The 17,362-nt window shown below is 61.8% G+C and carries 14 protein-coding genes and 1 pseudogene; 8 read left to right on the forward strand and 7 right to left on the reverse strand.

The features are described from left to right. Positions 1–123 precede the first annotated feature (123 nt). Together GGQ67_RS09880 and GGQ67_RS09885 are read left to right on the forward strand one after the other, a co-directional pair. A complete protein-coding gene (locus tag GGQ67_RS09880) occupies positions 124–1,887 on the forward strand; it encodes a glucan ABC transporter ATP-binding protein/ permease (protein ID WP_183899985.1) in 1,764 nt (587 codons plus the stop codon). Positions 1,888–2,134: 247 nt separating this feature from the next. Next, positions 2,135–4,021, forward strand: coding sequence for an MFS transporter (locus tag GGQ67_RS09885; protein ID WP_183899986.1), 1,887 nt, complete (start codon positions 2,135–2,137; stop codon positions 4,019–4,021). 61 nt (positions 4,022–4,082) lie between these two features. Here the strand turns inward: GGQ67_RS09885 and GGQ67_RS09890 are convergent. From GGQ67_RS09890 to leuB, 3 genes and pseudogenes are all read right to left on the reverse strand, one after another. Beyond that, positions 4,083–4,802, reverse strand: a pseudogene (locus GGQ67_RS09890) (phosphatase PAP2 family protein); the annotation flags it as partial. An 81-nt stretch (positions 4,803–4,883) separates the two neighbouring features. Continuing rightward, on the reverse strand, positions 4,884–5,645 hold the full coding sequence (locus tag GGQ67_RS09895) for a phosphatase PAP2 family protein (RefSeq protein ID WP_183899988.1): 762 nt from the start codon (positions 5,643–5,645) through the stop codon (positions 4,884–4,886). A gap of 119 nt (positions 5,646–5,764) precedes the next feature. Continuing rightward, entirely contained in the window at positions 5,765–6,877 is a 1,113-nt protein-coding gene (gene leuB, locus GGQ67_RS09900; RefSeq protein ID WP_183899989.1) for a 3-isopropylmalate dehydrogenase, read from the reverse strand. Positions 6,878–7,058: 181 nt separating this feature from the next. Here leuB and GGQ67_RS09905 point away from each other — a divergent pair, with 181 nt between their 5' ends. After that, positions 7,059–7,991: a pyridoxal-phosphate dependent enzyme gene (locus GGQ67_RS09905; RefSeq protein ID WP_183899990.1), complete on the forward strand. Its 933-nt coding sequence runs from the start codon at positions 7,059–7,061 to the stop codon at positions 7,989–7,991. A gap of 62 nt (positions 7,992–8,053) precedes the next feature. On the opposite strand, the gene leuD is transcribed toward GGQ67_RS09905, so the two are convergent. From leuD to GGQ67_RS09920, 3 genes are all read right to left on the reverse strand, one after another. Then, a complete protein-coding gene (gene leuD, locus GGQ67_RS09910; RefSeq protein WP_183899991.1) occupies positions 8,054–8,662 on the reverse strand; it encodes a 3-isopropylmalate dehydratase small subunit in 609 nt (202 codons plus the stop codon). Positions 8,663–8,788: 126 nt separating this feature from the next. Further along, entirely contained in the window at positions 8,789–9,217 is a 429-nt protein-coding gene (locus tag GGQ67_RS09915) for a VOC family protein (protein ID WP_183899992.1), read from the reverse strand. 137 nt (positions 9,218–9,354) lie between these two features. Next, positions 9,355–9,597, reverse strand: coding sequence for a hypothetical protein (locus GGQ67_RS09920; protein ID WP_183899993.1), 243 nt, complete (start codon positions 9,595–9,597; stop codon positions 9,355–9,357). 112 nt (positions 9,598–9,709) lie between these two features. Between GGQ67_RS09920 and GGQ67_RS09925 the strand changes: the two genes are divergently transcribed. Beyond that, entirely contained in the window at positions 9,710–10,633 is a 924-nt protein-coding gene (locus GGQ67_RS09925) for an HpcH/HpaI aldolase/citrate lyase family protein (protein ID WP_183899994.1), read from the forward strand. An 11-nt stretch (positions 10,634–10,644) separates the two neighbouring features. Next, the gene (locus GGQ67_RS09930) at positions 10,645–10,851 is read left to right on the forward strand and encodes a DUF1737 domain-containing protein (protein ID WP_018901046.1); all 207 of its coding nucleotides are present in this window, start codon (positions 10,645–10,647) and stop codon (positions 10,849–10,851) included. 24 nt (positions 10,852–10,875) lie between these two features. On the opposite strand, the gene GGQ67_RS09935 is transcribed toward GGQ67_RS09930, so the two are convergent. Beyond that, positions 10,876–11,313, reverse strand: coding sequence for a metallopeptidase family protein (locus GGQ67_RS09935; protein ID WP_183899995.1), 438 nt, complete (start codon positions 11,311–11,313; stop codon positions 10,876–10,878). A 163-nt stretch (positions 11,314–11,476) separates the two neighbouring features. On the opposite strand from GGQ67_RS09935, the gene GGQ67_RS25290 reads away from it, so the two are divergent. From GGQ67_RS25290 to GGQ67_RS09945, 3 genes are read left to right on the forward strand one after another with little or no spacing between them, the layout of a single operon-like run. After that, positions 11,477–12,427, forward strand: a complete 951-nt coding sequence (locus GGQ67_RS25290) for an ImuA family protein (RefSeq protein ID WP_343056500.1) — start codon at positions 11,477–11,479, stop codon at positions 12,425–12,427. Between the two features lie 40 nt (positions 12,428–12,467). Further along, positions 12,468–13,880, forward strand: a complete 1,413-nt coding sequence (locus GGQ67_RS09940) for a Y-family DNA polymerase (protein ID WP_246400157.1) — start codon at positions 12,468–12,470, stop codon at positions 13,878–13,880. Continuing rightward, entirely contained in the window at positions 13,877–17,323 is a 3,447-nt protein-coding gene (locus GGQ67_RS09945) for an error-prone DNA polymerase (protein ID WP_183899997.1), read from the forward strand. The genes GGQ67_RS09940 and GGQ67_RS09945 overlap by 4 nt, the downstream gene beginning before the upstream one ends. Positions 17,324–17,362: the final 39 nt, after the last annotated feature.

Raw genomic sequence — 17,362 nt, forward strand, 5'->3', positions numbered from 1 at the left:
GTAAATGCGGCATCGCGCGGCGGCGAAATTCCGACAATGAATGCCTTGTTAATCGCCAGTTCAGATAGGTTTTCGTAGCATCGCAACATCCGCTATTTCGCAGATGCAAAAAAGGAAGTCGCCGTGTCGCTTTTCAAGGTCTATGCAAGAGCTTTGCGCTATCTTGGCGCCTATAAGTTCCGCGTATCCCTGGTCGTTATCGCGAACATCGTGCTCGCAGCGATCACCATCGCCGAGCCGATCCTTTTCGGCCGCATTATAGATGCAATTTCCGGCAAAGGCGAGGTCAAGCCGATCTTGTTCATGTGGGCCGGTTTCGCCGTCTTCAACACCATCGCCTTCGTGCTGGTCGCCCGCGAGGCTGACCGGCTGGCGCATGGCCGCCGCGCCACGCTTCTGACCGAGGCTTTCGGCCGCATCATTTCCATGCCGCTGTCCTGGCATCATCAGCGTGGCACGTCCAATGCCCTGCATACGCTGCTGCGCGCCTGTGAGACGCTGTTCGGCCTCTGGCTCGAATTCATGCGCAATCACCTTGCGACCGCCGTTGCCATCGCCATCCTCATCCCGACGGCGATCTCGATGGACGTGCGCCTGTCCGTCGTGCTTGTCGTGCTTGGTATCGCCTACTGGATGATCGGCCGTCTCGTCATGAGCCGCACCAAGGATGGCCAGGCTTCGGTCGAAAACCACTATCACACGGTCTTCTCGCATGTCAGCGACTCGATCAGCAACGTTTCGGTGCTGCACAGCTACAACCGCATCGAAGCCGAAACCAAGGCGCTGAAGTCCTTTACCGAACGCCTGCTGCAGGCCCAGTACCCGGTTCTCGACTGGTGGGCGCTGGCCGGCGCGATGAACCGCATGGCTTCGACCATCGCCATGATGATCATTCTGGTCATCGGTACCGTGATGGTGCAGGCCGGCGAGCTGCGCATCGGTGACGTCATCGCCTTCATCGGCTTTGCCAACCTGCTGATCTCGCGTCTCGACCAGATGCGCCAGTTCGCCTCGCAGATTTTCGAGGCCCGTTCCAAGCTCGAGGACTTCTATACGCTCGAGGACTCGGTCCGCGACCGCGAAGAGCCAGCCGGCAATGCCGATATCACCGACGTGAAGGGCGAAGTCGAGTTCCGCAACGTGTCGTTCCGCTTCGGCAACACGGCACAGGGCCTGCACAACGTGTCCTTCACCGCCAAGGCTGGCCAGACGGTTGCGATCGTCGGCCCGACCGGCTCGGGCAAGACGACGATGATCAACCTGCTGCAGCGCGTCTACGACCCCGACAGCGGCCAGATCCTCGTCGACGGCCACGATACGACGAAGATCACCCGCAAGTCGTTGCGCCGCTATATCGCCACCGTGTTCCAGGACGCGGGCCTGCTCAACCGCTCGATCAGCGACAACATTCGCCTCGGCCGGGAGAACGCTTCGGATGAAGACATGCGCCGTGCGGCCGAAGCTGCTGCCGCCGCCGACTTCATCGAGACCCGCGAAGACCAGTACGACACCCATGTCGGCGAGCGCGGCAACAGGCTTTCGGGTGGCGAGCGCCAGCGTGTGGCCATCGCCCGCGCCATCCTCAAGGATGCGCCGATCCTGGTGCTGGACGAGGCGACGAGTGCGCTCGACGTTGAAACCGAGAACCGCGTGAAGGCTGCGATCGACAATCTTCGTCAGAACCGCACCACCTTCATCATCGCCCACCGTCTGTCGACGGTTCGCGAGGCCGACAAGGTTCTCTTCCTCGACAACGGCCGTGTCGTCGAAGAAGGCAGCTTCGACGAGCTCAGCCAGAGCAACGGCCGCTTCGCCGCCCTCCTGCGGGCAAGCGGTATCCTGACGGACGAGGAAGTCCGCAAGGCACACACGACCGAAGCCGCCTAAGACAGCACTTCGCGAAAACGATAGAAGCCGGATGGTCCGCCATCCGGCTTTTTTCGTGCCCGGAAGGGCGCTGCGGCGGGAGAGCCTTGAACTGCAACGCCTTAGACTAAAGTCATAATCCCAAAGCCGCTCTCCGTAATGAACCGCTTTTCTGTCACAGTCCCGTCAGGCGAACCGCGACCAGGGGTATGCTTTGAGGAGAGTATGGTCGCGCGCCGCGTTCAGATCATTCTGTGGAGGACAGAACATGGCAAATGTCGCAAGCGTCGGGGGCGCCAAAGCCGGACCGATGACATCGGAGGAAAAGAAGGTCATCTTCGCCTCCTCGCTTGGCACCGTATTCGAGTGGTACGACTTCTATCTCTACGGTTCCCTCGCCACCTATATCGGCGCGACCTACTTCACCCAATATCCGGAAGCCACCCGCAACATCTTCACGCTGCTGGCCTTTGCCGCGGGCTTCCTGGTGCGCCCGTTCGGCGCGCTCGTCTTCGGTCGCCTTGGCGATCTCGTGGGCCGCAAATACACCTTCCTGGTGACGATCCTGATCATGGGTCTCTCGACCTTCCTGGTCGGTATCCTGCCGGGTGCCGCCACCATCGGCATCGCCGCCCCGATCATCCTGATCGCGCTTCGCCTGCTGCAGGGCCTGGCGCTCGGCGGCGAATATGGCGGGGCCGCCACCTACGTGGCCGAGCACGCGCCGAACGGCCGTCGCGGCTACTTCACATCGTGGATTCAGACCACGGCGACGCTCGGCCTCTTCCTGTCGCTGGTCGTCATCGTCGGCGTCCAGTACATCATGGGCAAGGAAGCCTTCGCCGCCTGGGGTTGGCGCATACCGTTCCTGGTCTCGGTCATCCTTCTCGGCGTCTCCGTCTGGATTCGCGTGCGGATGAACGAATCGCCCGCCTTCCAGAAGATGAAGGCGGAAGGCAAGGGTTCGAAGGCGCCACTGACCGAAGCCTTCGGCCAGTGGAGAAACGCCAAGATCGCGATCATCGCGCTGCTCGGCGCCACCATGGGCCAGGCGGTCGTCTGGTACGGCGGCCAGTTCTACTCCCTGTTCTTCCTGCAGAACGTTCTGAAGGTCGATCTGCAGGCGGCCAACATCATGGTTGCCGTCGCCCTCATTCTCGCCACGCCCTTCTTCGTCATCTTCGGCGGCCTGTCGGACAAGATCGGCCGCAAGCCTATCATCATGGCCGGCCTGCTGATCGCGGCGGTGACCTACAATCCGCTGTTCAAGGCCCTGACCTGGACCGCCAACCCGGCGCTCGCCGAAGCCCAGGCCACCGTCAGGGCAACGGTGACGGCCGATCCGGCGGACTGCAAGTTCCAGTTCAACCCGACAGGCACATCCAAGTTCACCAGTTCCTGCGACGTGGCGACAGCCTTCCTGACCAAGAACTCGGTGCCCTATGACGTGGTCCCCGGCCCTGCCGGCCAGCCGGCAACGGTCAAGATCGGCAATGAAACCATCACCAGCTTCGACGCCGTCGCGGCCGGCGACAAGGCCAAGGGTTTGACGGCGGCCTTCGAAAAGAGCGTCAACATCGCCCTCCATGACGGTGGCTACCCGCTGAACCGCGGCGCCATCAAGGTACCGGACGCGAAGCTGGACGCCTTCATCGCCGCCAATCCGGAGCTTGCCCTGAACGCCGACGCGATCCGCTCGGGCACCAAGGAAACCATGCCCGCCGACAAGCTGGTGGCGGCCAAGCTGCTGACGGCGGACGAGGCCAACGGTGTCACCGACATGGCGGTCTACAATGTCGCCGGCGGCGGTACCTTCGCCATGGCGGCCGATCCGGCCCGCGTCAACTGGATCGGCACCATCGCCATCCTGTTCGTGCTGGTTCTCTATGTGACCATGGTCTACGGCCCGATCGCCGCCCTGCTGGTCGAACTCTTCCCGACCCGCATCCGCTACACCGGCATGTCGCTGCCCTACCACATCGGCAACGGCTGGTTCGGCGGCCTGCTGCCGGCAACGGCCTTCGCGATGAGTGCCGCCACCGGCGACATCTACTTCGGCCTCTGGTATCCGATCATCTTCGCCGCGATCACACTTCTGATCGGCCTGATTTTCCTGCCGGAAACCAAGGACCGCGATATCCACGCCATGGATTGACCATGCCTTTTATGACAGACCAGGCCCGGCGCTCCAAAGGCGCCGGGTTTTCTATTGACGGAAACAGCCGCTTGGGCTCGGGCCAGCCGTCGCTGCCAGGACGAAACAGCAGATCGTGGCGTGCGTAGACGATGGCGATCATCGTCGAGAACCACCCACCAAGCGCCAGACCGGCGATCACGTCGCTCGGATAGTGCACCCCCACCATCACCCGCGTCATCCCCAACCACAGCGCGAAGGCGATGAAGGCGAAGCGATAGCGCGGAAACAGCAGCGCGAAGGCGGCGAAGAAGGCACCGATCGTCGTCGCGTGCCCGGATGGAAAGCTTTCGAAGGAAGCGCCGGAAAAGGGCGAAAAGGAGAAGATTCCCTCGTCCTGGAAATGCTCCGGCCGCGCCCGCCCGATCACCCGCTTGAGGAGATTGGCGACCAATCCCGACAGCGCGATCGATGTCAGGAGATAACAGCCGATCCAGCTGATTCTCAGCGCCTGCAGGCGGTGCCGGATGTTTGTCGCCGTCCGCGACGCGGCCCAGCCCTGGAACAACAGGAAGGCACTGACGATGATGATCCAATCGGATTTGCCGAAGTCTGTCAGCATCATTCCGATCCTGCGAACGGCCGCCGGCACTTGATCACCGCCGACAGGATCATCGAACAACAGAAGCGAAATGATCACGGCATTGACCGTGACGAAAAGACAGGACCGCCAACGCAGACGCGGCCTGCCGTGAGAGCAACGAAGCCTGCGTTTCTCGAGGGACGAGAGAAAGGATCTCATATCTGTCGGCTATCCGGGTCAGGGGTTGTCGATCAACGATCGAGACCTAGCAGAAGCAGAATACAGATTTTTTACGGACGTTTAGAGCAGGCGGCTAAGCCTCGGTGTCGGCCACCCGCCATCGCGGCCGATGGAGAACACCAGGCCGAAACGCGCAAACAGGATCGATGTGGCAAAGGCGATCCACGCACCAAGCGCCAACCCGGCGGCGACGTCGCTCGGGTAATGCACGCCGATGATCACGCGCGTAACCCCGAGCCAGAGGCCGATGCCGATAAAGCCGAGACGAAACCGCGGGAAAAGCAGTGCCAGCGCCACGAACAGCGCGCCGATGTTGGCCGCATGGCCGGATGGAAAGCTCTGGTACAGGAAATCCAGGTTGAATGGCACGAAACTGAAGATGCCTTCCTGATCGTAGATCAGCGGCCGCGCCCGCCCGATCATGAACTTCAGGAGATTCGCGACAATGGCGTTGAACAGGACGGAAAGCGCGACATAGGCGGTCATCTGCCCGAAATAGATCATCCTGAACCGTCCGCGCACCTTCCACAGGCGCCGGCGGACCAGGTAGGCGGTCGCAAGGATGGTGGAAAGGCCCGCGAGAATCCAGGCAAACCTGCCGATATCCGTGACATCGCCCGCGATCGAGATCAGCGGCGGCGCCAGATCCTTGGCGGCCATGCCGAGCGGGCGATCGAACACGAAGAAGGCGATGGCCACCGCATTGATCGCGGAAAAGGCGAAACCCTTCCAGGGAACCCGACGATGGATCGTGCGGCGCGCCTCATAGCGCTTTTTCAGATAGTCCCAGAAACCCGGCCCGCGATCGATGCTCTCGGTCATTCCACTCCCGCTCTTTTCTCAATGTAGAAGGGAGATAGGAGCTGCGGCGGACGCCTTCAATGCAAAGGCCCTCCGCATCATGAGATGCGAAGGGCCTGAAAGGTGTTTCACGTGAAATATCAGGCGGAAAGCGCCTTGAACTCGGAAAGGATCGCCTCGCCCATCTCGATCGTGCCGACCTTCTTGGCGCCTTCGGCCATGATGTCGGCCGTGCGGATGCCCTTGTCGAGCACATTGGCGATCGCCGTCTCGAGGTTGTCGGCTTCCTTGACCATGCCGAAGGAGTAACGCAGGCACATCGCAAACGAAGCAATCATCGCGATCGGGTTGGCGATACCCTTGCCGGCGATGTCAGGCGCCGAACCGTGCACCGGCTCGTAAAGCGCCTTGCGCTTGCCGGTCTTGCCATCGGGCGCGCCGAGCGAAGCCGACGGCAGCATGCCGAGCGAACCCGTGAGCATGGCGGCGACGTCGGACAGCATGTCGCCGAACAGGTTGTCGGTGACGATGACGTCGAACTGCTTCGGCGCGCGCACCAGCTGCATGCCGCCGGCATCCGCCAACATGTGCTCGAGCTTGACGTCGGAATACTTGTCCTTGTGCGTCGCGGTGACGACCTGGTTCCACAGAACACCCGACTTCATGACGTTGCGCTTTTCCATCGAGCAGACGCGGTTCTGGCGCGTGCGGGCCATTTCGAAGGCCACGGCCGAGATGCGCTCGATCTCGTAGGTGTCGTAGACCTGCGTGTCGATGGCGCGCTTCTGGCCATTGCCGAGATCGGTAATCGTCTTCGGCTCGCCGAAATAGACGCCGCCGGTCAATTCGCGGATGATCAGGATATCGAGGCCCTCGACCAGCTCCGGCTTCAGCGAGGAAGCGGCGGCGAGCGCCGGATAGCAGATGGCCGGACGCAGGTTGGCGAACAGCTCGAGATCCTTGCGCAGGCGCAGCAGGCCGGCTTCGGGGCGCACTTCATAGGGAACGTCGTCCCACTTCGGGCCGCCGACGGCGCCGAAGAGAACCGCGTCGGCCGCGAGCGCCTTCTGCATGTCGGCTTCAGAGATCGCCGCGCCGTGCGCGTCATAGGCGCTGCCGCCGACCAGACCTTCGTCGGTGACGAAACCGGCGGACATTTCCTCGTTCATGTAGGCGATGATCTTGCGGACCTCGCCCATGGCCTCGGGACCGATGCCGTCACCAGGGAGCAGGAAAAGATTGCGCGTCGTCATGAAACCCTCCGAGAAAACCAAGTTGCGGCTTATTATCCCTCGACAGAAGGCATTTCAAGCGACCAAGAGGCCGTTTCGGTACGGTTGACGCCAGAGTTGAAGATCAGTTGAACGATCGGTTGACCCCGCGATTTGCCTGGGCAACAAGAAGGGCATCGTGACCATGATCCGGAAAACAGCCATGCCCGCCGCACCGCTCCATCTCGACACCCCGCTCTTCCTGACATCAGCGGACTATAGCGCCGCAAGCAGACCGCTCTGGCTGAAGCTCGATGCGCTGCAGCCGGCGGGAAGCTTCAAGCTGCGCGGTGTCGGCAGATTGTGCCAGCACGAGGTGGAAAACGGCGCGAAGGAGATCTTCTGCGCCTCGGGCGGCAACGCCGGCATCGCCGCCGCCTATGCCGGCCGCGCGCTCGGCGTTCCCGTCACCATCGTCGTGCCGCAAACCACCTCCGAGGAGGTCCGCCGCTCGATCGCAGCCACCGGCGCCGCTGTCCTCGTCCACGGCTCCGTCTTCGACGAGGCCAACGCCCATGCGGTCAATCTCGCCGCGGAGCGCAAGGCCGCCTATGTACACCCCTTCGACCATCCGCTGCTGTGGGAAGGCCACGGCACGCTGATCGACGAAGTGGTGGCCAGGGGCGCCGAATTCGATTGCGTCGTCGCCAGTGTCGGCGGCGGCGGCCTGCTTGCCGGCATCGTCGCCGGCCTGAAACGCAACGGGCTCGATAATGTGCCCGTCATCGCCGTCGAGACCGAAGGTGCCGCCTCCTTCCATGCCAGCCTGGCCGCCGACGAGCGCATCACCCTGCCCGCCATCACCTCGATCGCCAATTCGCTCGGCGCGCGCCAGGTTGCCCAGCATGTCTTCGACCTTCCCAGGCATCATCCGATCGAGAGCGTAACGGTGACCGACGCCGAAGCCGTCGCCGCCTGCCTGAAATTCGCCGACGCCTACCGCATCCTCGTCGAACCCGCCTGCGGCGCCGCCCTTGCCGTCGCCGACACCCACCCCGACCTCCTCGCCCGCTTCAAGAACCCGCTGATCGAGGTCTGCGGCGGCATCGGCGTGTCGCTGGACAAGCTCAAGATGTGGAGAGAACGGCTGCTCTGAAGCCAAAGAAAAAGCCGGCGGGACGGACCCACCGGCTTGATCATGCAATCCTGTCGAGGCGCTTAGGCGGCCCAGGGATGGGCGGCGGCGTTGGCCTTTTCGAACTGGTCGATTTCCTTGCCCTTTTCCATCGTCAGGCCGATATCGTCGAGACCGTTCAGCATGCAGTGACGCTTGAAGGCATCGAGATCGAACTTGATGGAGCCGCCATCAGGACCGGTGATCTCCATGTTTTCCAGGTCGACCGTCAGGATGGCGTTGGAGCCGCGCGAGGCGTCGTCCAGCAGCTTTTCCAGATTTTCCGGGCTGACCTTGATCGGCAGAATGCCGTTCTTGAAACAGTTGTTGTAGAAGATATCGGCGAAGCTGGTGGAGATCACGCAGCGGATGCCGAAATCGAGCAGCGCCCACGGAGCGTGCTCACGCGAGGAACCGCAGCCGAAATTGTCGCCGGCGACGAGGATCTTGGCGTTCTGGTAGGCCGGCTTGTTGAGGACGAAATCCTCGTTCGGCGTGCCGTCTTCATTGTAGCGGGCTTCCGCGAAGAGACCCTTGCCGAGACCGGTGCGCTTGATCGTCTTCAGGTAATCCTTCGGGATGATCATGTCGGTGTCGATGTTGACAACCGGCAGAGGGGCGGCGACGCCCGTCAGCTTGGTGAATTTTTCCATGGCCTGGCCTCCAGTTCGGCAGAGATAGTGTGTTGATCAGCGTTTAGTCCAGTTTCCCGGCAAAATGAAGGGGAATCTGCAGCCCCGGCCAGCACTTGAAGATTCAGCCGGCCGGGCGCGGCTGATCTAGCCGGCCTTGGCGGGCTCGTTCATCGCCCAGGAGACGCCGAAGGGGTCGCGCAGCTGGCCATAGCGGTCGCCCCAGAACATGCGCTCGACGGGCATGACCACCTCGACGCCGGCCTTGACCGCCCGCTCCCACCACAGATCGATATCGTCGACGACGAGCTGCAACGAGAAACCCTGGTGCTTCAGGAAGGGATGGCCGTGTTCGGGATAGGCGTCGCTCAACATCAGCGAACTGCCGTTGATATAGAGATGCACATGCATGGTGCGCCCCTTGTCATCGGGCGGGACGACGAACGCCTGCTCGGCGCCGAAAGCTTGTTTGTAGAATTCCGCCGCCTTCAGCGCGCCATCGACGGTGATGTAGGGCAGAAGCCCGTTCTTGACCGGCGGCATGGCCGTCTGGCCGGTTTGCGTTTCGCTTTCCATGCAGTCCTCCATTGATGCCTGGGCGTGATGCTTGCGCAGCCACAAGCCTTGCCGCATCTAGGACGCGCGAGCAAAACGCCAGCCGACAGACCGAATGAAATAAATGCGGCCGGCAGAAGCGATCAGACCAGAAGCGATCAGAGATCGATGATCGTGCCGCGACCGTCGTTCCAGATGCGCATGGGCTGACCATCGCGCGTCTTGGACTTCGCCCTTGCGCAGACCGGGGCCGCCTTCATCTTCAGCGAGAGCGCGCGGCCGACCATCAGCACCGTCAAGATGGCGCCGACGGCGAGCGTCACCGAGAAGGTGAAGAGCGCCAATGCTGCGAATGCGGTGACGCCTGCAAGCAAAAGGAAGACGGAACGAATATTCTGCATGGGTTTGAAACCTTTCTAGGAAAGGAATGTGGTCCTTCGTCTTGTCTTCTGCAAGATAAGCATGGCTTTTTGTTGTCTTGCCATCGGTCACAAAGCTTGACACACATTCGTGATGAACCAGCCTGCCCTTCCCCGTTCGATGAACCTGCGCCGTTCGGTGCTCAGCGTTCCCGCGATCAACCCTCGCGCCCTGGAAAAAACCCATCAGCTCGATTGCGACGCGGTGATCTTCGACCTCGAGGATTCCGTGGCGCCGGAGAAAAAGGCCGAAACGCGCGAGAACCTGGCCGCCTTCTTCCGAAGCAAACCGCTCGACGGCAAGGAACGCATCATCCGCATCAACGGTCTCGGCACCAGCTGGGGTCGCGCCGACATGGAGCTCGTGAGCGCGCTGGAGCCGGACGCCGTTTTGCTGCCGAAAGTCAACGAACCGCAGGATATCATGGCGATCGGGGATCTTCTCGCCGATGCCGATGCACCTGATGAAGTGCGCATCTGGGCCATGATCGAGACGCCTCGCGGCATCCTCAATGCCGCGGCGATCGCCGAGGCCGGGCGAACGGCGGGCTCAAGGCTCGATTGCTTCGTCGTCGGCCTCAACGACCTCAGAAAGGAAACCGGCGTCTTGCCGCAACCCGGCCGGCAGTATCTCGTCCCCTGGCTGATGCAGGTGATCCTGGCCGTTCGGGCTTACGGCCTCTGCGCGATCGATAGCGTCTTCAACGATTTCAAAAATATCGATGCGTTCGATGCCGAATGCGCCGAGGCGCGCGCCATGGGCTTTGACGGCAAGATGTTGATCCACCCCGCGCAGATCGAACCCGCCAACCGGTATTTCGGGCCGGATGCATCCGCCATTGCCGAAGCTGAGGCGATCATCAAAGCCTTCGCCGACCCCGCCACGGATGGCCTCAACGTCATCAATGCCGACGGCCGCATGATCGAGCGGCTGCATCTTGTCCAGGCGGAAACTCTGGTTCATAAAGCCCGCCTGATTGCGGAACGCCTGAAGGCGAAAGGCCCGACGGCTAACTGAAAGACGATGAAATGAAGCTATACCGCCTTCTGACCGGCCAGGACGACGCCGCCTTCTGCCACCGCGTAACCGACGCCCTCAACAAGGGCTGGTCGCTGAACGGCTCCCCGGCCATGACCTTCAACTCGCAGACCGGCCAGGTCATGTGCGCCCAGGCAATCGTCAAGCATGTCGAAGGCAAGGACTACCACCCCGACATGAAGCTCTCCGAGCAGTAAGCGCTCAGAAAAGCGGCCGACAACTTAACGCTCGGCCGCCTCTTCGGCGCTCGCCTCGATCCGCTCCATGTCGTCGTCACTGAGACCGAAATGGTGGCCGATCTCGTGGATCAGCACATGGGTGATGATATCGCCCAGCGTTTCGTCGTTCTCTGCCCAGTAATCGAGGATAGGCCGCCGATAAAGGCGGATGCGGTTGGGAAGTTCGCCCGTCTCCAGCGTGAAGCGCTCGGAAATCCCGCGCCCCTCGAACAGGCCGAGCAGATCGAAGGGCGTTTCCAGCGCCATGTCCTCGAACACATCGTCGTCGGGGAAGTCTTCGATCTCGATCGTCAGATTGGTCGTCAGCGCACGGAATTCTTCCGGCAGATGGCTGTAAGCCTCCATCGCCAGGGACTCGAACGTGCTGATTGTCGGAGCGTGGCGATCCTGCCAATTGTCGCTCTGGTCTATGCGAGCCATAAAAGCTCCTTTCCTTTGCCGCCCATATAGAGCCTTTGCAGCTGATTTTCGAGAGCGGAATCAAGGGCAGGAATAAATTCACATCAAACGGCTGTTGACTCTTCGGTCGAGCTCTGGAATCCATAAGAACATAATAGGAACATCCGATAGATGGAGTGACGTCGTGGCACAGTCGGCCGTGGCGCGCGAGCGGCTTTTTGCGCTCCGCGAAACCATTGCGAAGCTTGAAGGAAAGCCGGTGCCGGCATTGGCGGCGGCGGAGAACCAGGCTTTGGCCGACACCGTTCTCGACAAGCGTGGAACCGAAGATGTCCTGCGCCTGCCGCTTGGTATCCCCGCTCTGGATGAGGCTCTCGACGGCGGCCTGCCGCTCGATGGCCTGACGGAAATCCGCACGACGTTGCTGCGCAATGCCGGCGCAAGCAGCGGCTTCGTCCTGGCGCTCGCGGCCATGCTCCAGCACGGGCAAGCGGAAGGTGCCAAAGGTCAGCTGCCGATCCTCTGGATCGCCGACACGGTGGCGACGATGGAGGCCGGGCGGCCCTACGCCGTCGGTCTCAGCGATTTCGGCCTGAAGCCGCGGCTCTTCCTGCACGCCGCCCCGAAAAAGCTGGAAGACGCGCTGTGGCTGGCGGAAACCGCCGTCGAAAGCGGCGTCTTTCCAGCCACCATTCTTGAGGTTCGCGGCAATCCCAGGCCCTTCGGCCTGACGGAAAGCCGCCGTCTCAACTTGCGGGCAAAGGCATCTCGCCGCCCGCTTTTCCTGTTGCGGCAGGCAGCGGAGGAAGAGGCCAGCAGCGCCATCTTCCGCTTCCTTGCCGAACCCGCGCCATCCACGGCGCGGCCCTTGCCCGATGGCTCGATGCTGGGCGGCAGCATCGGCAATCCGATCTTTCGCCTCACCCTGGAGAAAAGCCGAAACCCGGCTCCCTTCTCCATTCTTCTGGAGTGGAACCCTCATGACCGCCGGTTTTTCCCTGTCCGCCCATCAGCCGACACTCGCTTTCCAGGCGAACGCTCAGCGCATTCTGGCGCTGCATTTCCCGCATCTGCCGACCGATCGCATATCCAGGAAGAAGTGGGGTCTCGCCTGGCGTTTGCGCAATCGTCCTGAGACGTCGCCGATCGTCTGTTCCGGCCGCCACGCCAACACCATGCGGCTGACGGCGCTGGACGAGGCGGCCGAAGCGATCAACCTGAAAAAGAACATGGGGGTCGCCGAAGCCCGCGCCATCCACCCGACGATCGAGGTGATCGAGGAGGACCCGGCCGCCGACCTGCGCTTTCTCGAAGGTATCGCCGACTGGTGCGACCGCTATACGCCGCTGGTGGCGCTCGACGGCAGGGATGGCCTGTTTCTCGATATCACCGGCTGCGCCCATCTCTTCGGCGGCGAAAAGGCGCTGCTCAAGGATATCCTGTCCAGGCTCTTTCAAATGGGCATCGACGTTAGGGGCGCCATCGCCTCCTCCCCCGGCCTGTCCTGGGCGGTCAGCCGCTTCGGCCATGGAGGCGTGATCGACGCGGATGAGACGGAACGGGTCGTCGCCCCTCTTCCGGTCGCCGCACTTCGCCTCTCGGACGACACGATCGCAGCCCTCACGAAGATGGGGCTGAAGTATATTGGCGACCTTATGGAAACCCCGCGCGCGCCGCTGACCCGCCGCTTCGGCGCAAGCGTGCTGTTGCGGCTTGACCAGGTGCTTGGCACGGATGAGGAACCGATATCGCCGCGTCTGCCCGTCGCCAGCCTTTCGGCCGAGCGGCGGTTGATGGAACCGGTCGCGGCGGAAGAAGAGATTCTCGCCGTGACCGATCAGATCGCCCATGCGCTGAAACCCTCGCTGGAAGCACGCGGTGTCGGCGGACGCGTTTTCGAGCTCGTCCTGTTTCGCGTCGATGGCAAGGTCTTCCGCATCGCGGCCGGCACGACGAGGCCGATCCGGGAACCCAGGCGCATCGCCGTCCTGTTCACCGAACGACTGCAGGCCGTCCATGACGATCTCGACGCCGGCTACGGGTTCGAGATCCTGCGCCTCAATGTCCTTCGTCACGAGACCTTCGATACGGCCCAGAGCGATTTCGAGGGACATCAGCAAAATGATGCGTCGCTGGCCGCCTTCGTCGATCGCGTCTCCGCGCGATTGGGATCGGATTGCCTGCGGACCTTCCAGCTGCGCGAGAGCCATCTGCCGGAAAGGGCCGTGACTTCGGTCCCCGCCATCGACGGCCTGTCCGCCAGGATCGAGCAAGGAAACCCACTGCCCTCGCGCAGCGAAAGACCCACGCGCCTCCTGAAAAAAGCGGAGCCTATGGACGCCTTCGCCATCGAGGTACCTGACGGCGCGCCGGCCAATTTTCACTGGCGCCGCATGCGCCACCGGGTTGTCAAAAGCGAGGGACCGGAGCGGCTGGCCATGGAATGGTGGCTCGATAGCGCGCAGGCTCCGCCCCGCGACTATTTCCGCGTCGAGGATGACCGGGGCCATCGCTTCTGGATTTATCGCGAGGGCCTTTATGGCCATGACGAAAAGCAGAGCTGGTACATGCACGGGATGTTCGCATGACACGGGCTTTCTTCGAGATCGGCGCCAAGACCAACTTTTCCTTTCTGGAAGGGGCCTCCAAGCCTGAGGAAATGGTGCTGCAGGCCGCAATCCTTGGGCTAGGTGGCATCGGCATCGCCGACCGCAATTCGGTCGCGGGCGTGGTCAGGGCGCATGCCCAGGCAAAGGCCCTTCTAAAGAAGTTCGAGCGAAAGGAGAAAGGCCTGCTGGAAAAGGGAGAAAGGCCCGAAGACGTGCTTGATCCTGTCCGTCTGCAACCAGGCGCCCGGCTGGTCTTCTCGGATGGAACGCCGGATATTCTGGCCTACCCCCAAAATCGAAAGGGTTGGGCACATCTTTGCCGCCTGCTGAGCGCCGGCAATCTGCGCGCGGAAAAGGGTAACTGCGTCCTCATGGAAGAAGACCTCATGGAATGGGGCGACCAGATGATGCTGGCCGTCGTCCCCAATCCTGTTGTTGCCGACGATCCCCAGCGTTGCGACACATTCGAAGCCTGCGTCGGGCGTCTCCGGGCTCGTTTCCGTGACAAGCTCTACATGACGATGACATCAGCCTATGACGGTCGCGACAGGCGCGTATTCGCGGTGATCTCGATCCTCGCCGCCCGCAACCGCGTCCCCCTCATCGCTTCCAATCAGCCGCTCTATCACGATACTACCCGCCGCCCTCTGTCGGACATCGTCACCTCGATCAGGGAGCATGTCCCAATCCCGGAAGCCGGCTTTCTGCTGGCGCCGAATGCCGAACGTTATTTGAAGGATGAGCGCGAGATGCGGCGCCTCTTCCGCGACTTTCCCGACGCGGTCGAAAACACCGAGAAATTCTTCGCCAGGCTGAATTTCTGCCTGGACGAACTGAAACACAATTATCCTGATGAGAACGACGCGGGCGAAACGCCTTACGAAACGTTGGAACGCCTGACATGGGCGGGAGCGGCAAGGCGTTTTCCTGAAGGCATAGAGGAGAAGACCCGGGAGCAGATCGTCTATGAACTAGACCTCGTAAGGCAGAAGCAATACGCACCCTATTTCCTGACGGTGCACCGGATCATCATGCATGCCCGATATGAGCTCAAGATCCTTTGCCAGGGTCGCGGCTCGGCCGCCAATTCGGTCATCTGCTACTGCCTTGAGGTCACCGAGGTCAATCCCAAGAAAAGCGTGCTTCTCTTCGATCGCTTCATGTCGACGGACCGCGACGAGCCACCCGATATCGATGTCGATTTCGAGCATGATCGGCGCGAGGAAGTCATCCAGCACATCTACAAGCGCTATGGAAAGGAACACGCCGGACTGACGGCCGCCGTCACCAGCTACCGCACACGTTCCGCGGGCCGTGAGGTCGCAAAGGCATTCGGCTTGTCGGAGGATGTGCAATCGGCGATCGGCAGCCTGGTCTGGGGTTGGTCGGACGACAAGCTGTCCGAGCGGGAAGCCAGGGCCGCCGGCCTCGACACCGGAAACCCCGTAACAAACCACGTCCTGCAATACGCTTCCGAACTCTTGAGCTTCCCCCGCCACCTCACCCAGCATGTCGGTGGCTTCGTCATCACCCGCGACCGGCTCGACGAGGTCGTTCCCATCATGAACACGGCGATGCCGGACCGCTACATGATCGAGTGGGACAAGGACGATCTCGACAACCTGAAGATCCTCAAGGTCGATGTTCTCGCGCTTGGCATGCTGACCTGCCTGCGCAAGGCCTTCGATCTTCTTCTGCTACATTACGACGTGAAGAAGACGCTGGCCGATCTCGGTAACGACAAGCATGAGGACGAGGCCCCGGTCTACGACATGATGTGCCGGGCCGATACGCTGGGCGTCTTCCAGATCGAAAGCCGGGCGCAGATGAGCATGCTCCCGCGCCTGCGACCAAGGGTGTTCTACGATCTCGTCATCGAGGTTGCCATCGTCCGACCCGGGCCGATCCAGGGCGACATGGTCCACCCCTATCTGAGACGCCGGGAGCAGGAAAAGCTAAATATTCCGATCGAATACCCCAGTGAAGAGTTGAAGGAGGTTCTGAAGCGGACGCTTGGAGTACCGCTCTTTCAGGAGCAGGCCATGCAAATCGCCATCACGGCTGCCGGTTTCGAGCCTGCCGAGGCCGACCAACTGCGCCGCGCCATGGCAACGTTCAAGCGGACCGGCACCATCGGCAATTTCCAACAGCGCTTCATCGACGGAATGGTATCCAAGAAGTACCCTCGGGAATTCGCCCAGCAGTGCTTCAACCAGATCAAGGGGTTCGGCGAATACGGCTTTCCTGAAAGCCACGCGGCCTCCTTCGCGCTGCTCGTCTACGCCTCCTCCTGGATAAAGGCCTATTATCCCGATATCTTCTGCGCGGCCATGCTCAATTCGCAGCCCATGGGCTTCTACGCGCCGGCGCAGCTGGTTCGCGATGCACGTGAGCATGGGGTAGAGATCCGGCCGGTCGACATCAACAGCTCGGATTGGGATTGCCTGCTGGAAGAGGGGCGTTTCGACAGCCGCCGCATCGACTTTCGCCATCGCGAGATGAGCGATGTCATCAAGGCCAACCATGCCGTGCGCCTGGGTTTTCGCCAGGTCAAGGGACTGTCGGAGACATCGATCAAGGAGAAGCTGATGGCGAACCGGGGAGGCGGCTACATGTCCATCCGCGATCTCTGGCTGCGTTCGGGCCTCGACAAGTCGGATATCGAGCGGCTGGCGGATGCGGATGCCTTCAACAGCATCGGCCTGTCCCGGCGCGAGGCGCTATGGGCGGTCCGCGCGCTGGATGTGAAGAGTGCCGTCGAGCGCTTGCCGCTATTCGATCAGGCATCCCATCTCGACCTGCAGGTCGAGCCGCAAGCCAAATTGCCTGAAATGCTGCCGGGCGAACAGGTGGTCGAGGATTACAGGTATCTGTCCCTGTCGCTCAAGGCGCACCCTTTGTCCTTCCTGCGCGACGAACTGCGCGCCATCGGCATCACCCGCAGCGTCGACCTGCTCAAAGTGCCGAGCGGCCGCTGGGTGACGATCGCCGGCCTCGTCCTGGTGCGCCAGCGTCCTGGCTCCGCCAAGGGCGTGATCTTCATGACGCTGGAAGACGAAACCGGCGTCGCCAATGCCATCGTCTGGCCGAAGACCTTCGAGAAATACCGCGCCATCGTCATGGGCGCCCGGCTCGTCAAGATCCGCGGCAAGCTGCAGAGCCAGAGCGGAGTGATCCATACCGTCGTCGATCACATCGAGGACATGACGCACGCCCTGGGACTACTGCAGAAGGAAGCGGATCGCTTCGGCGCCTGCGACCGCTCGGACGAAGCGCGCCGACCAACCGCCGACCCCCGGCAGAAGAAGCTCAACGAGACATTGGAAAAGGCGGTGATGGAAAAAAGAATGACCAGGCGGGATAACTGCAGCCGGGATGAAGCGACGGCGTCGGTCATGCCGAAGGGCCGGAATTTTCATTGATTTTCAATAGCAGGTCCTCTCCGATACCCGCAAACGAAG

It is taken from the genome of Rhizobium metallidurans (assembly GCF_014196505.1).
GTDB lineage: Bacteria > Pseudomonadota > Alphaproteobacteria > Rhizobiales > Rhizobiaceae > Rhizobium > Rhizobium metallidurans.

What these genes read in the sequence shown, in the direction of transcription:
- GGQ67_RS09915 (WP_183899992.1), bottom strand. Translation starts at nt 9,217, where the DNA reads ATGGAAAGCGAAACGCAAACCGGCCAGACGGCCATGCCGCCGGTCAAG.
- GGQ67_RS09925 (WP_183899994.1), top strand. Translation starts at nt 9,710, where the DNA reads ATGAACCAGCCTGCCCTTCCCCGTTCGATGAACCTGCGCCGTTCGGTG.
- leuB (WP_183899989.1), bottom strand. Translation starts at nt 6,877, where the DNA reads ATGACGACGCGCAATCTTTTCCTGCTCCCTGGTGACGGCATCGGTCCC.
- GGQ67_RS09930 (WP_018901046.1), top strand. Translation starts at nt 10,645, where the DNA reads ATGAAGCTATACCGCCTTCTGACCGGCCAGGACGACGCCGCCTTCTGC.
- GGQ67_RS09885 (WP_183899986.1), top strand. Translation starts at nt 2,135, where the DNA reads ATGGCAAATGTCGCAAGCGTCGGGGGCGCCAAAGCCGGACCGATGACA.
- GGQ67_RS09920 (WP_183899993.1), bottom strand. Translation starts at nt 9,597, where the DNA reads ATGCAGAATATTCGTTCCGTCTTCCTTTTGCTTGCAGGCGTCACCGCA.
- GGQ67_RS09935 (WP_183899995.1), bottom strand. Translation starts at nt 11,313, where the DNA reads ATGGCTCGCATAGACCAGAGCGACAATTGGCAGGATCGCCACGCTCCG.
- GGQ67_RS09895 (WP_183899988.1), bottom strand. Translation starts at nt 5,645, where the DNA reads ATGACCGAGAGCATCGATCGCGGGCCGGGTTTCTGGGACTATCTGAAA.
- leuD (WP_183899991.1), bottom strand. Translation starts at nt 8,662, where the DNA reads ATGGAAAAATTCACCAAGCTGACGGGCGTCGCCGCCCCTCTGCCGGTT.
- GGQ67_RS09905 (WP_183899990.1), top strand. Translation starts at nt 7,059, where the DNA reads ATGCCCGCCGCACCGCTCCATCTCGACACCCCGCTCTTCCTGACATCA.
- GGQ67_RS09940 (WP_246400157.1), top strand. Translation starts at nt 12,468, where the DNA reads ATGCGGCTGACGGCGCTGGACGAGGCGGCCGAAGCGATCAACCTGAAA.
- GGQ67_RS09945 (WP_183899997.1), top strand. Translation starts at nt 13,877, where the DNA reads ATGACACGGGCTTTCTTCGAGATCGGCGCCAAGACCAACTTTTCCTTT.